The organism is Bifidobacterium boum (assembly GCF_000741535.1).
GTDB classification, from domain to species: Bacteria; Actinomycetota; Actinomycetes; order Actinomycetales; family Bifidobacteriaceae; genus Bifidobacterium; species Bifidobacterium boum.
Window position 1 is genome coordinate 596,534 of record NZ_JGYQ01000007.1, and the last position, 12,390, is coordinate 608,923.

Annotated in this window: 10 protein-coding genes; 4 read left to right on the forward strand and 6 right to left on the reverse strand. The window is 61.5% G+C overall.

Annotation, left to right across the window (positions count from 1 at the left end; translation table 11 throughout):
* Positions 1 to 4: 4 nt before the first annotated feature.
* The 4 genes from BBOU_RS03745 to BBOU_RS03760 are packed head-to-tail and all read left to right on the forward strand — an operon-like array spanning position 5 to position 5,299.
* Complete coding sequence (locus BBOU_RS03745) at positions 5 to 1,225, forward strand: DUF58 domain-containing protein (RefSeq protein ID WP_026502829.1); 1,221 nt, start codon at positions 5 to 7, stop codon at positions 1,223 to 1,225.
* On the forward strand, positions 1,222 to 3,678 hold the full coding sequence (locus BBOU_RS03750) for a transglutaminase TgpA family protein (protein ID WP_026502830.1): 2,457 nt from the start codon (positions 1,222 to 1,224) through the stop codon (positions 3,676 to 3,678). The genes BBOU_RS03745 and BBOU_RS03750 overlap by 4 nt, the downstream gene beginning before the upstream one ends.
* A complete protein-coding gene (locus BBOU_RS03755; RefSeq protein WP_026502831.1) occupies positions 3,675 to 4,547 on the forward strand; it encodes a PP2C family protein-serine/threonine phosphatase in 873 nt (290 codons plus the stop codon). Before BBOU_RS03750 ends, BBOU_RS03755 begins: the two co-directional genes overlap by 4 nt.
* Before the next feature lie 59 nt (positions 4,548 to 4,606).
* Positions 4,607 to 5,299: a variant leucine-rich repeat-containing protein gene (locus BBOU_RS03760; RefSeq protein ID WP_026502832.1), complete on the forward strand. Its 693-nt coding sequence runs from the start codon at positions 4,607 to 4,609 to the stop codon at positions 5,297 to 5,299.
* Positions 5,300 to 5,402: 103 nt separating this feature from the next.
* On the opposite strand, the gene BBOU_RS03765 is transcribed toward BBOU_RS03760, so the two are convergent.
* The 6 genes from BBOU_RS03765 to BBOU_RS03790 form a co-directional block, all read right to left on the reverse strand.
* Positions 5,403 to 5,996 (reverse strand): FHA domain-containing protein, encoded by a 594-nt coding sequence (locus tag BBOU_RS03765; RefSeq protein ID WP_026502833.1) that lies wholly within the window; start codon positions 5,994 to 5,996, stop codon positions 5,403 to 5,405.
* Between the two features lie 119 nt (positions 5,997 to 6,115).
* Positions 6,116 to 7,243, reverse strand: coding sequence for an NADH:flavin oxidoreductase/NADH oxidase (locus BBOU_RS03770; RefSeq protein WP_026502834.1), 1,128 nt, complete (start codon positions 7,241 to 7,243; stop codon positions 6,116 to 6,118).
* A gap of 259 nt (positions 7,244 to 7,502) precedes the next feature.
* Positions 7,503 to 9,629 carry a transglycosylase domain-containing protein gene (locus tag BBOU_RS03775; protein WP_026502835.1) on the reverse strand — a complete coding sequence of 709 codons (2,127 nt, stop codon included), beginning with the start codon at positions 9,627 to 9,629 and terminating at the stop codon, positions 7,503 to 7,505.
* 216 nt (positions 9,630 to 9,845) lie between these two features.
* Positions 9,846 to 10,565 (reverse strand): Crp/Fnr family transcriptional regulator, encoded by a 720-nt coding sequence (locus tag BBOU_RS03780; protein ID WP_026502836.1) that lies wholly within the window; start codon positions 10,563 to 10,565, stop codon positions 9,846 to 9,848.
* A gap of 75 nt (positions 10,566 to 10,640) precedes the next feature.
* Positions 10,641 to 11,756: a lipoate--protein ligase family protein gene (locus BBOU_RS03785; protein WP_051616698.1), complete on the reverse strand. Its 1,116-nt coding sequence runs from the start codon at positions 11,754 to 11,756 to the stop codon at positions 10,641 to 10,643.
* 23 nt (positions 11,757 to 11,779) lie between these two features.
* A complete protein-coding gene (locus tag BBOU_RS03790; RefSeq protein ID WP_026502837.1) occupies positions 11,780 to 12,373 on the reverse strand; it encodes a TM2 domain-containing protein in 594 nt (197 codons plus the stop codon).
* Between the last annotated feature and the right edge of the window lie 17 nt (positions 12,374 to 12,390).

A 12,390-nucleotide genomic window follows, 5' to 3' on the forward strand; every position in this document is an offset into this window, starting at 1 on the left:
AGGAATGCGGCAATCACAGACAACGCGGCGCAACAGAACGTTCCAACGTTCGATGCGTCGGATCGGACGCCGGGCCGAGCGGCTGGCCACGTCAACCGTGTCCCCGCTTGGCTGGGCGGTTATCGTTCTTGCCATCGTTTGCACTGTGGCGTTCGCACGGCTGGGCTGGCATGAGCTGCTTGCCATGGCGGTCGTGTTGGCGACCATGACGGTATGTGCGATTGCGATGTCGCTGGGCAATACCGCGTTCAACGCCGCCATCGACGTGTCCGACCGGCGGGTCACGGTGTCTGACACAGTGGATGTCAACGTAACCGTGGATAATCCCGGCCGCACGCCGACCGCTTCGGCGCGTGGCGATTTGCCGATCGGCGAGCATCATGAGCGGTTCACCATTCCTATCCTTGCCGCCGGCCAGTCGAAACACACGAGCGTGCAGTTCACGGCTATCAGCCGCGGAGTATTGCCAGTCGGCCCGTTGTCCATCCGCAAGGGCGATCCGTTCGGCTTGATTCGTCGTGAACGGCGGCTCGCCGAGCATATCGACGTGTTCATCCACCCTCGCACCGTGATGCTCAACACGTTGAATGCCGGTATCCCGCGCGATTTGGAGGGCCAGCCGAGCGGTGAGATCGTTGATGACGATCTTGATTTCTACGGGCTGCGTGAGTATGAGCCCGGGGATGACGTGCGTAACGTGCACTGGCTGAGTTCCGCGAAAACGGGCGCGCTGATGATCCGCCAGTATGAGGCCACCCGGCGTACCGACACCGCATTGACGATCAGTATCACCCCCAATGACTATCGCGACGCCCAGGAGTTCGAGCAGGCGGTGTCCATTCATGCTTCCATCGGCGTGCAATGCCTGCAACAGGGCCGACCGGTCACCGCACACGCCGGCACCCGGCACACGTCGCCGCGGCATGCCACCGAGTTTCTTGACGAATGCAGCGCCATCGTCCCCGATATCGACGACAATCCCAATCTTGCGCAGGATACGCTCGTCCGTGCGCCGGACGCGACGTTCTATTTCTTCACTGTCGGCAGCATGAAACCTCTCGATGTCATCAAACGTATGACGTTGGCTTTGCCGCATAGCGCGACCTGCGTGGTGTTGCAAACCGCGCCCGGCCAGCCGCGCGGCATCAAACGGTACGCCGGTTTCACGCTGGCGACTGTGGGAGACCTTGCCGATTTGCCGATCATCATGGGGGTGTTGGCATGAGTACTGACATGCATACCACCAACACCACCGATTTCACCGGCACCACCACCGGCACTACAGGATTGAACGCCACGGCGACCGGCACGTGGGCGGATGATGCGACGCATTCGGCAATCTGGATAGTGCGCGACGCCGGCCGGCCGCCCCTGCCGCACCGCAACCGGCCTCAGACCACGCACATCGTCAGCCTGCTGGTCGCCGCCGTGTTGACGCTGGTCGGTGCCGGCAATCTCATCGACGTGTACGGATCGGCGGCCGCGTGGGCTACAGCGGCGATCCCGGCGACCCTGATCGGTTCACTGGTCGCGCTCGCCGGGCTTGTCCCCGCACTGCGCTTGTGGTGGCAGATTGTGTTCATGGCGCTCGCCCAGCTGGTTGTCGGACCGGTGCTTGTCCTGAACGACACCACGATCGCACATGTCATTCCTACCGCACGCACCCTCAACCAGGGGTGGGTGCATACGCTCGGCTCGTTCAAATATCTGCTGGCGGTCGCTCCGCCGACCGGTACGGGTGACGGGTCGCTGCTGGCGGTGTGGACGATCTGTCTGTGGGCGGCATTGCTGACCGGTATCTGCGCCATGGCCGGGGACGGGCGGCTGACTATGCTCGCCATCATCCCCGTGGCCGCGAATCTTGCGTTATGCGCGTTGCTTGGCTCCTCAAACGGTTTCCAGCGTATCGCCGCGGGCGCCGTGACCGCGATCATCCTGGTGGTGTGGATCAGTGCCCGTTGGAATCTGCTGGAATTGGGCCGCTGGCTGAGCACGACGGTCATTGTGTTGTTGGCGGCTTCGCTGGCGGTTGGCGGCTGTCTGGCCGTCGGACAGCATCGCACCATCTTACGTGACCATTACGAGCCGCCGCTGAGCCCGTACGAGTATGCGAGCCCGTTGAGCGGTATGCGCTCGTATATCAAGAACCATAAGGATGACATACTGTTGACGGTCACCGACCTGCCGGCCGGGTCGACGGTCCGGCTTGCCGTGATGGATCGGTTCGACGGCAATGTGTGGAATCTGTCCGATACCGCGATGGCGTCAGATTCCTCCAGTTATCGCCGTGTCGGCACCAGTATCCGCAATAATGCCAAAGGCAAGCGGTTCACCGCCACGTTCACCATTGATAAAGGGTTGAGCGACTACTGGCTGCCCTTGGCTGGCGCGGCGTCCAGCGTAACGTTCGCCACAGCGTCGGATGCCGATTCGTTCTACTACAACACCGACACCATGTCCTCCATCTACCCCGCCCGCACCCGTGACGGCATGTCGTATACGGAAACCGGCGTGATTCCAGCGATTCCTACCGATAAGGAGATCGCCAAAGCCTCCGCCGCCCGCATCAGCCAGCCCAAAGCAGAAGACGTGCCTGACAGCGTGGACAAGCTTGCCACCGCCATCGCCGGCGGGCAAGCCACCGGCGGTGAAGCGGCGCAAGCCCTCGCAGACAAGCTCAAGGAAACCGGCTGGTTCTCACACGGATTAAGCGGCGATTACCCGTCGAACGCCGGCCACGGCAACTATCGTATCGATCAGCTGCTCGCCGGTTCCGCAATGGTCGGCGACAGTGAACAGTATGCTTCCGCGATGGCGCTCATGGCCCGCAGCCTCGGGCTGCCAAGTCGTGTCGTTTTGGGGTTCGTGCCGAAAAACGATGAGGGTGATATCAGCGAGAACCGTACTGAAAAGCACGGTGGCACAACCGTCACGAAATTCACCGGCAACGATGTGACCGCATGGGTGGAAATCAAATTGGACGGCTACGGGTGGGTGGCGTTCTATCCGACACCCAAAGAGACGAAAGTACCCGACGAAAACCAGAATCTGACACCCCCGAATCCGAAAACCCTAGTGCGTCAACCTCCCGTCCCCCTTACCGACCCGCTGCGCGATGACAACCAAGCCACCAGCAAATCATCCATCGGCGGCAGCATGGCCGATGACACCCCGAACAACGAATCCTGGCAGCGGGCGATGCGAATCATCCGAGCGATCGCCATCTACGGCAGTCCGCTGTGGATCCTGCTTATCACCATAGGGCTGCTGTTGGCCGTCAAAGCGATCGCCTTGACACGTGCACGCAAGCATGGCAGCGTGTCGCAACGGGTCGCCGCCGGCTGGCAGGCCGTCACTGCGCTTGCCCGGCAAAGCGGCTTGGATATTCGAGGCACCAGAAGCGAGCAGGCGCATGCCATCGCCGAACAGATGGGACTTCAATCCGATACGCTTGAAACCTTGGGGCGGGAAGCCGATTACGTTACCTTCTCCGGGCAGACCGTTGAACCGGGACAGGTGGAACGCTACTGGCGTGACGTAATGCACGAGCGCGCCGTCATGCTCAAATCCATGCCGGTATTGCGCCGATGGCGCGCCAGGCTCTCGCTCGCGGACGTCGTACACGCCCCGGGCGGCCGGAACACTCGAAGCAGCCGAAGGAAAGGACGGGACTCATGAGCCTGCTCAGCATCAATGTCGGGCTGAACACGAATATCGGTCTGCGCCGGAAAACCAATCAGGACAACCTGTACGCCGGCAACGGCGTGTATGTCGTGTGTGATGGCATGGGCGGCGGCAAAGGTGGCAAACGCGCGAGCGCGGACGCCGTCTGGCGGCTTGCGCAACTGGCGGAACGCCCCCGGCGTAATCTCGACGATATCGCCGCCGTGCTGAACCAAGCCCAGGATGATGCACTCACCTTGGGTGAGGAGCTTGGCGGGGTCGCCGGCACGACGGTCACCGGCGTGATTTTGCCAACGCGTGTCAGGCAGGATGGCTCGAGCCCTGACGAACGTTGCTATATCGTCAATATCGGCGATTCACGCACCTACCATATGGATGCGGGCGCTGACGGCGTGTGGCAGGCGGATTCGCTGGTATGCATCACCCGGGACCATTCGGAACGCCAGGAGGCCATCGACACGGGAAGAATGCTGCCTGAGGAGGCGAGCCGACGCATCCCGCGCAATGTCATCACGCAATGTATCGGCGCCCCTGACGGCATCCGCCCCGACTGGTATGCCGCACCCGCGAACGGCCGGTTCATCATCTGTTCCGACGGGTTGCACGCACAAATCAGCTCCGACAAGTTTGCCGATATCGTCGCGTCATGCGCGAACCCGCAATCGGCGGCGGACAGGCTTGTCGAAGCCGCGCTGCAGGCGGGCGGCAGTGACAATATTTCCGTCCTGGTGGTGGATATGCGTGCTGAATGCCCGTCAAACGCAGGCTGGCATGCCGGCAAACTCGGCGACAACGAGGACATCTACGACGCGTTGGAAGGCACCCTGCACACGCTCAGGGCGGTGTCATCATGGCGATGGTGATCGGCGCAGACGTGTCGTCAGTACAATAGTGGCCAATACAACAATAAGGAGAACACACCATGGTTGACTTCGATGCCGCGGTCGCGGCGGTGCAGGATCCGAACGCCGATCCGGCATTCCTCGCGCGAATCGCGTACGAGAATCCTGAGTTCGGAGCGAATGTCGTTGCGAATCCGAGAGCATACCCGGGGTTGAAGCAATGGATCGCCCAGTTCGGCGACGAACGTGCCCGCCAGCAGCTTATCGCCATGGGCTGGCCGGTTCCGCCGTCCGGCGTCCAGCAGCGGATGGCAGCCGAACCGGTCGCACAGCAACCGGTGATGCAACAGCCTGCCGTCGAACCGTCTGCAACGCAACAGCCCGCGATGTCAGGCTCTACCAGCGAATATCAGGCTGCCGAAGCGTACAATGCCGATCCCGCATTCAACGCCGCGAATACGCCCGCCACTGCCCCAGCGCAGGAAACCGGGTATGCCGCCCAATCCCAGTCGGCGGATGATACGGAAGGCCAGCCGGTCGCCGCAGCACAGGAAACCTCTGCCACCGCCGACACCGCCGCACCTGCGAACGGCTACACCGCGGAACTCGCGATGCAAACCACCGATCAGATGCTCATGGCGCATATCGCCGGTGAAGCGCCCGAACTGCGTCCTGCGCTCGCCCGCAATCCGAATATTTATCCGGAATTGCTCCAGTGGCTTGGCCAGTTGAATGATTCGGCGATCAACGCCGCCATCCGTTCACGCCAATAATCTGACGTACGGTTTCACAGTCCCGTCCCGAACCGGTTCTGGGCACAGTATCAGCGCCACCGGCCCGGGGCGGAAGCAATGTGTTGGAGGGTCGTGCCGACGGTCAGCGTTGTTCGAAGGTGAAGAACTGGTCGCCGATGCGGATGGTGCACGGGGCTTGGAGTCTCATGCGCTCATGCTCCACTTTCGTTTCGGTATTATCGCGGATGATGTACGTGCCGTTGAGTGAATCGTAGTCCTCGATCCACAGCAGGCCGTCCTTGTCGAAACTGATGGCCGCATGGTTGCGGGAAATCGTGCGCGTGGGGTCGTCCAGTTTGACCGCTTTGACACCTTGCGGCAGGTCTTGCGAGGGTTTGCGCCCCAACAGTACGCCCGTATCCACGATGATGCGCTGTCCGGTCTGCTCGTTGTACAGCTCATACTCCTGTTTCGGCGCCGAAGCGGTGAAGGCCGTGGACAGTACGGTGCCTTCCCAATCGATATCGTCATCGTCTTGGCTTGCCGTTGTGGGTTGTGCTGTGGTTTGCGCGATTTCCGCCGTAGTCGGCGGGTTCGCGGCGGTTGTGGTACCCGCACTCGCGACGGGCTGGGCATTCGCGGCTGGCTGGGTTTCGGCGGTCTGCTGCGGCATCACCGTGGCATCTTCGTCATACCAGCCCAGTTCCGGTGGGGGTGGATATGGTAGCGCACTCATGGTTCCGATTATAGGCGGATGCTTTCCGCAAGGGCGGACGGGTGCGGCTCTCCGCCCACAGTATGGTCGCCAAGGTTGATGCGATCATACTGCTGGCGAGCCTCATCGAGTATGCCGCGTCAGCAGAAGGCGCCGCGACGATACTGGTCCGCGTACGGCGCCTGATTGGCGGGTACGCCGAGCTTGTATGCGGCGCGCAACGGCCAGTACGGGTCGCGCAGTGCGGCGCGGCCGATTTCCACGACTTCCGCCTTGCCTTTGCGCACAATCTTCTCCGCCTGCTTCGGCTTGGTGATCAAACCGACCGCGCTCACCGGAATCTGCGCTTCCTTGCGGATCGCCGAAGCGAATGGCACCTGCCAGCCCGGCTTGACCGGCACGTTCACATGCGGGATGATGCTGCCGGTCGACACGTCGATCAGATCCACACCATGCTCCTTGAGTACACGGGACAGTTCCACGGTCTGGACCAGATCCCAACCGCCGGCGGCCCAATCGGTCGCAGAAACACGCACCACAAGCGGCATGTAGTCGGGAATCACCTGGCGGACGGCGTCCACGGTTTCGACGACGATGCGCATCCGATTGTCCAGGGAACCACCGTATTCGTCCTCTCGCGTATTGGTCAGCGGGTCAAGGAATTCGGACAGCAGATACCCGTGGGCCGCATGGATTTCGACCATGTCGAATCCTGCGGCGACCGCACGCGCTGCAGCGTCACGGAATTGCGCGACCACCCCGTGGATCTCATCAACGCTCAGTTCGCGCGGCGTATCGAGTTTCGCGTACGGGATCGGACTTGGCGCGACCGTCTGCCAGCCGCCCTTGTCTTGCGGCACGTTCTCATGGATGTATCCCAGTGAGAAACTCCCCGTGTTGCCCTTCCTGCCGGCATGGTTGAGTTGCACGCCGATGCGGGCGCCGGTCGCTTTCACCCCGTCAACGATCCAACGCCACGCCTGGATCTGGTCGTCGTTCCACAAGCCGACGTCACACGGGGAGATACGACCTTCGGGGCTAATCGCCGTGGATTCGACAATCACCATGCCAAATCCGCCGATGGCGCGGGACACGTAATGCTGGTAATGGAATGGGGTCGGCTTGCCGTCTTGCGCGTACACCGAATACGTGTCCATGGGCGGCAGCCAAATGCGGTTGCGCATCGTCAGGCCGCGCAGCGTGAAGGGCTCGAACAGTTTGCAGTCTGCACGCTCTTCAGGTTCTGTACCTGTATTGTCGTTCGCCATGTCGTGTTCCTTTCCGTGGGGAGACGGGCGTATGCCGGCGCATGCGTTGCACGCGGCCGCCTTCAGGCATGTCATATGCTTCTCTTTGCATTGTAAGGTGTCCTGCGGCATCCTAGTGTCCGTTTCGGTGAACAGCGGACGAACATGCGCCGACAGGTCACCCGGTCCGCCCGTCCGTCATACGGCGGGAGGCGGCACGCGTCGCCGCAATGCCGCCTCCCGCCGTATATAAAGCCGTCACGCCGATGCTTCAGCCGCCTTACTTGGCGTATTGGCCTGCCAAGGTTCCGTAACTGTCATCGTTGGGCGCGTTGATCGCCGCCAGGTACGTGTTCATGAATTCTTTCCACGCCGGGCTTGCGATATACATGCCGTACCATGTGCTGTGGGTGACGCCGTTGATGGTTTTGCCGGAGAAGTCGCCTTGTGTTTCCGCGTTGCCTACCGCCACGAACGCCGCGACCGTGTTGGGCACGAAGCCTGCGGTCAGCATGTAGGTCTGCTCGTTGGTACCGGTTTTGGCGAAGGTCTTGCGGTTGTTGTCCAATTGGGCGGCTTTCGCCTCGCCTTTGAGCACACCCTGATTGAGCGCATAGGCGGTGGTCTGGGCAATCTCGGGGGCTATGGCCTGGTGGCAGTTGGCGCTCGGCACTTTGAGCTTCTTGCCGTTCTGCTTGATGACCTTTTTGATGGCGATCGGCGTGCATTCCACGCCGTTGGCCCCGAGTGTCGCGTACACGTTCGCCATGGTCAGCGGGGACGCTTGGACCGAACCGATGATCATTGGCGGGTTGAAGGAGTTGGCCGAATAGACGTCTTCCTGGCCGAGGATCGCGTTATGGTAGCCAAGGGTTTTGGCGGCGTCGGCGATGGAGCACAGGCCGATCACTTGGGCCATGGACGCCTGCGTGGTGTTATGCGATTTGATAAGGCCTTGCAACGGGGTTTCCGGGCTGGTGGTGCCGCCTTCGGAGTTGTGCAGCGACCATGTGCCTTTCCCTGCGAATTTCGCGCAGTTGAACGAACTGTTCGCGTACCGTGTGTAGGTGCGTAGGGATTCGGTGATGGAATGGCCTTGCATCATCCAGGCGACCATGTTGATCGGTTTCCATGTTGAACCGACGTTGAAGCCGATGCCGCCGCCGTCTTTCTGGTCGACCGCATAGTTGATCGACGTGCGGGTGGGGTCGGTTTTCGCCGCGTCCGTCGCGTCATACGTTCTGTTCAGGCCGAAGCCGAGCACTTCGCCGGTACCGGGTTTGATGGCGGCGATGGTCACTTCGAATCCGGTGGGGTCGTTCGGCGGAATGGTGTCCCGCGCCGCTTTCATGGCTGCGTTGTTCGCGTTGACATCCATGGTGGTGTAGATTTCCAGACCGCCCTCGTTCAGCAGTTTCTGGCGTGCTTGCGCAGTTTTGCCAAACTCTTTGGAGTTGAGGATCTGGTTGGTCACGTAGCTGCAGAAGAACGCGGCATCGCCGGCGACCTGGCAGCCTTGTTGCACCGACTGGATGTTGAGCGTGTCCTTGAGTGGTGTCGCTTTGGCTTCATCATGCTGCGCTTGGCTGATGAATTTTTCCTGCAGCATGAGGTCGAGCACGATGTTGCGTTGTTCCTCGGCGGTTTTCTGGTTCGCTTCGATGGAGGGATCGTACTTTTCCGGGTTTTTGGTGATGGCCGCGATGGTGGCCGCCTGGACTACGGTGAGGTCGGCGGCGTTAGTGTTGAAGTAGCGTTTCGCCGCGGCTTCCACGCCGTATAGGCTGCCCGAGCCGAATTGGGCGATGTTCAAATAGCCTTGCAGGATCTCGTATTTCGAGTATTTCTTTTCCATTTGCACGGCGATGAGCATTTCGCGTAGCTTACGCGCCACGGTGTCTTCGGACGCATGGTATTCGGCGATGGGATCGTCATCTTCGCGGGCTTTGACCATGAGCACGTTCTTGACGTACTGCTGGGTCAGGGACGAACCGCCTTGGGTGTCGCCTTTGGCGACGTAGGTTTTCACGAATGCGCGCATCACGCCTTGCACATCGACGCCGGCATGTTCGAAGAAGCGGCGGTCTTCACGCGCGACCACCGCGCGCTGCATGTAGACGGAAATGTTCTTGATCGGCACGACTTCGCGGTTTTGCGCGTAGAACGAGGCGATGACCGTTTTGCCGTCGGACGCGTACAGCGTGGATTTCTGCGGCAGGCTGGTCACGTCGAAATCAATACCCTCGACGGTCAGGGACGGTGAGAGCGCCTTGGCCATGTTGTTCGCCCCGAACACGGCGGGCATCACCATCAGGCTCACCACGACGCCGCCACAGATGCAGAGGGTCAGATAGGCGAGCAGCAAGGCGAGCGCACGTCGCGCGGTCAGGGAGTTCTTTTTGGGCATGTGCCCCATTCTATGGTGTCGCCTGTACCTTTGCCGAGGGGTCGAAGGCACACCGCCACGGTATTCGCACAATCACCCATGTACGGGGAAAACCCTGAAAACAAGCCAAAAACGAGCCTGCTGTTGTGCGAAAGCGGTTTGAAGCCGGCGGCCACGCGTGGATGATGCCGCGGCTTGGGGAAGCTCGGGGCGTTGCGCGGGCGGCTCGTCCGGACGTCAGCGTTTGGACCGGCGGATCAGGGCGCCCGGCTGGTAGATGATGATGCTGCGTCCTTCCCGTGCGATCCACCCGCGGTTGGCGAATTCGGTCAACGCCTTGTTGACGGTTTCACGCGATGAGCCGACCAGTTGGGCGAGTTCCTCTTGGGTCAGATCATGCGGGATTTTCACGCCCGCTTCGACCGGAACACCAAAGCGGGATGCCAGATTGATGAGTGTTTTGGCGAGCCGTCCCGGCACGTCCATGAATACGAGGTCGCTGATACGTTCGTTGTTCGCGCGCATGCGTCCGGCAAGCACTTGGAGCATGTCGACGGCGACGCGCGGATACTGGTCGAGCCATGCGAACAACGCGTCGTGTTCAAGCCACACCACTTGAGTGGGGTTGGAAATCGCGATTGCGGATGCGGTGCGTGGGCCGCCTTCGGGGTCGAACACGGGGATTTCGCCGAGCACCTCCCCCGGCGCGTGAATACTGAGCAGTTGGATACGCCCGTCGCTGGAACGCCGGGTGAGTTTGACTCGACCGCGTTCAAGCAGGTACATGCGGTGGTCGGTGTCCCCTTCGGCGAAAATCACGCCGCCCTTGCCGAATTGTGCTCGTTGCAGGTATGGCAGCAGGCGTGCGGCCTGCTGTTGGGAGACTTGTTTGAATAGTGCGGTGCGCAGCAGGATGTTGTCAGGCTCCGGCATCGCATTGGGCTTGGGCATGACCATGGGCTCCTCCTTGCTGCCTCCGGACGCATACGGCACCTATTGTAACCTCTGTGTCTTCGCGCGCGCCGGGAAACGTCAGGATGACGGTTCGTCAGGCATGCCCGGATTGTCGGAGCGCGGATGCGAGGCGGCGAATATGAGCCGCCCGATCAGCCGGTCTCGGCTCATGCCGGTTTGCGAGCGCAGCGGGTCGACGCGACGGCGTGCCGATTTGACCGCCTTGTCGGAGAGTTTTTCGCGTGACGTGTTCAGGATGCGGGTCATGGCGGTGGCGTCGATGTCGTAGGCCATGGTCACGTGGTGGAGGACCGCCCCCGGTCCGGAACCGATCGGGGGGAATCGGCGTTGCGCGGCACCGGCGATTTTCCCGGCGTTTGAGGAGATGTCGTTGATGCCGGTGAATGTGGCGTCAATGCCGAGGTCGTGCAGTGCGTCAATCACCCATTGGTCGCATTGGCGGTAGGATTCCTCAATGCTCATGCCGGCGACGAAATCCCGGGGCGCATACAGGGAGTAGGTGATGGTGTTGCCTGGTTCGATGAACATCGCACCGCCGCCGGTGCATCGGCGTACGACGGTGAAACCTTCTTGCCGGGCTTGTTCGAGGTTGACTTCGTCTTCGAGTGATTGGAAACGTCCGATGACGACGGCCGGGGCCGCCCACTCCCAGAAACGCAGGGTGGCTGGCAGTTCTCCGCTGGCGACGCGTTCAGCCATGCGAATGTCCAGATCCATTTGGTCTTGGGGCATCCGTGGGATGTCGTGGATGATCTGGGAGTTGAGCGCCTGCCATCGGGCGCGACGGCGGCGTTCGGCTTTCCGCTCGATTTGGTCGAGGACACGACGGTCCGCCGCGGGACCCGGTTGGGGAGGAGTGTGCGGCTGAGGGGGCGATACGGCAAGGCCATGCCTGTCTGTATCAGTGCCGACCGCTCTGCGGAATGCGATGGTGAAGGCGTCTGCGTCGACGCCAATCAGGCGCACCTGCGGATGGGCGGAGCATACCGTTCCAAGGTCGTCCCCGTGGCATAGGGCGGTTTCGAGCGCGGCGAGCAGGGCACGCTGGCCGGTTTCGTCACCTTCCATGAAGAAGTCGCCGTCGATGTGGCAGGAGGTGACGAAGCCGGCCGGGTCGCATGAGACGCTGACCCCGACGAGTTTTCCGCCCGGGGTCTTGTATTCGCCGCGCATATGGTTGTCTTTCGGTTGGTCGCTCAGTCGCGCAGTTCGTAACCTTGGGCGTCGCGATGCCAGTCGCTGCCGGTGGAGGAGCTCAGAATGAGGATCGCTTCAATCAAGGACCAGATGCCGGTGATGACGGATCCGAAACCGAGGGTGAGGATGGTGATCAGCAGCTGTGCGACCGCTTTGCCGGTGTAGCCGAGATAGAAGTTGTGCGCACCGAAGCATCCGAGGAAAATGCCCAGTAGGCCTGCGGCGACCTTGGATTTCTGGCCGACGTAGCCGTATCCCGCGCTGGTGGTCGGCGGATAGGGATAGCCCTGCGCACCCTGGTACTGCTGCTGGTACTGCTGCTGGTAGGGCTGTTCGTACGTCTGCTGGTACTGGTATTCGCCCGCCGGCTGGTAGCCGGGCTGGGCAGGTGTCTGTTCGACCGGTTGGGCGCCGTACTGGTAGGTGTTCTGGTATGGGGTGCTGCCCTGTCCGTAGGTGTATTCTGATGGCGCGGGCTGCGAGTACTGCGCGTACTGCTGTGTCGGAGCGTACTGGGTTTGCTCTTGCTGCTGCGGTGCATTGCTGCCAGGCGTCTCAGGGGCGGGTGGCTGTTGCTGATTGTTTTCTTCCATGCCCCCTAGTATCGCAT

Coding starts and splice junctions, on each gene's coding strand:
- BBOU_RS03785 (WP_051616698.1), bottom strand. CDS start 11,756: ATGCGCGGCGAATACAAGACCCCGGGCGGAAAACTCGTCGGGGTCAGC.
- BBOU_RS03770 (WP_026502834.1), bottom strand. CDS start 7,243: ATGGCGAACGACAATACAGGTACAGAACCTGAAGAGCGTGCAGACTGC.
- BBOU_RS03745 (WP_026502829.1), top strand. CDS start 5: ATGCGGCAATCACAGACAACGCGGCGCAACAGAACGTTCCAACGTTCG.
- BBOU_RS03780 (WP_026502836.1), bottom strand. CDS start 10,565: ATGGTCATGCCCAAGCCCAATGCGATGCCGGAGCCTGACAACATCCTG.
- BBOU_RS03755 (WP_026502831.1), top strand. CDS start 3,675: ATGAGCCTGCTCAGCATCAATGTCGGGCTGAACACGAATATCGGTCTG.
- BBOU_RS03775 (WP_026502835.1), bottom strand. CDS start 9,629: ATGCCCAAAAAGAACTCCCTGACCGCGCGACGTGCGCTCGCCTTGCTG.
- BBOU_RS03790 (WP_026502837.1), bottom strand. CDS start 12,373: ATGGAAGAAAACAATCAGCAACAGCCACCCGCCCCTGAGACGCCTGGC.
- BBOU_RS03760 (WP_026502832.1), top strand. CDS start 4,607: ATGGTTGACTTCGATGCCGCGGTCGCGGCGGTGCAGGATCCGAACGCC.
- BBOU_RS03765 (WP_026502833.1), bottom strand. CDS start 5,996: ATGAGTGCGCTACCATATCCACCCCCACCGGAACTGGGCTGGTATGAC.
- BBOU_RS03750 (WP_026502830.1), top strand. CDS start 1,222: ATGAGTACTGACATGCATACCACCAACACCACCGATTTCACCGGCACC.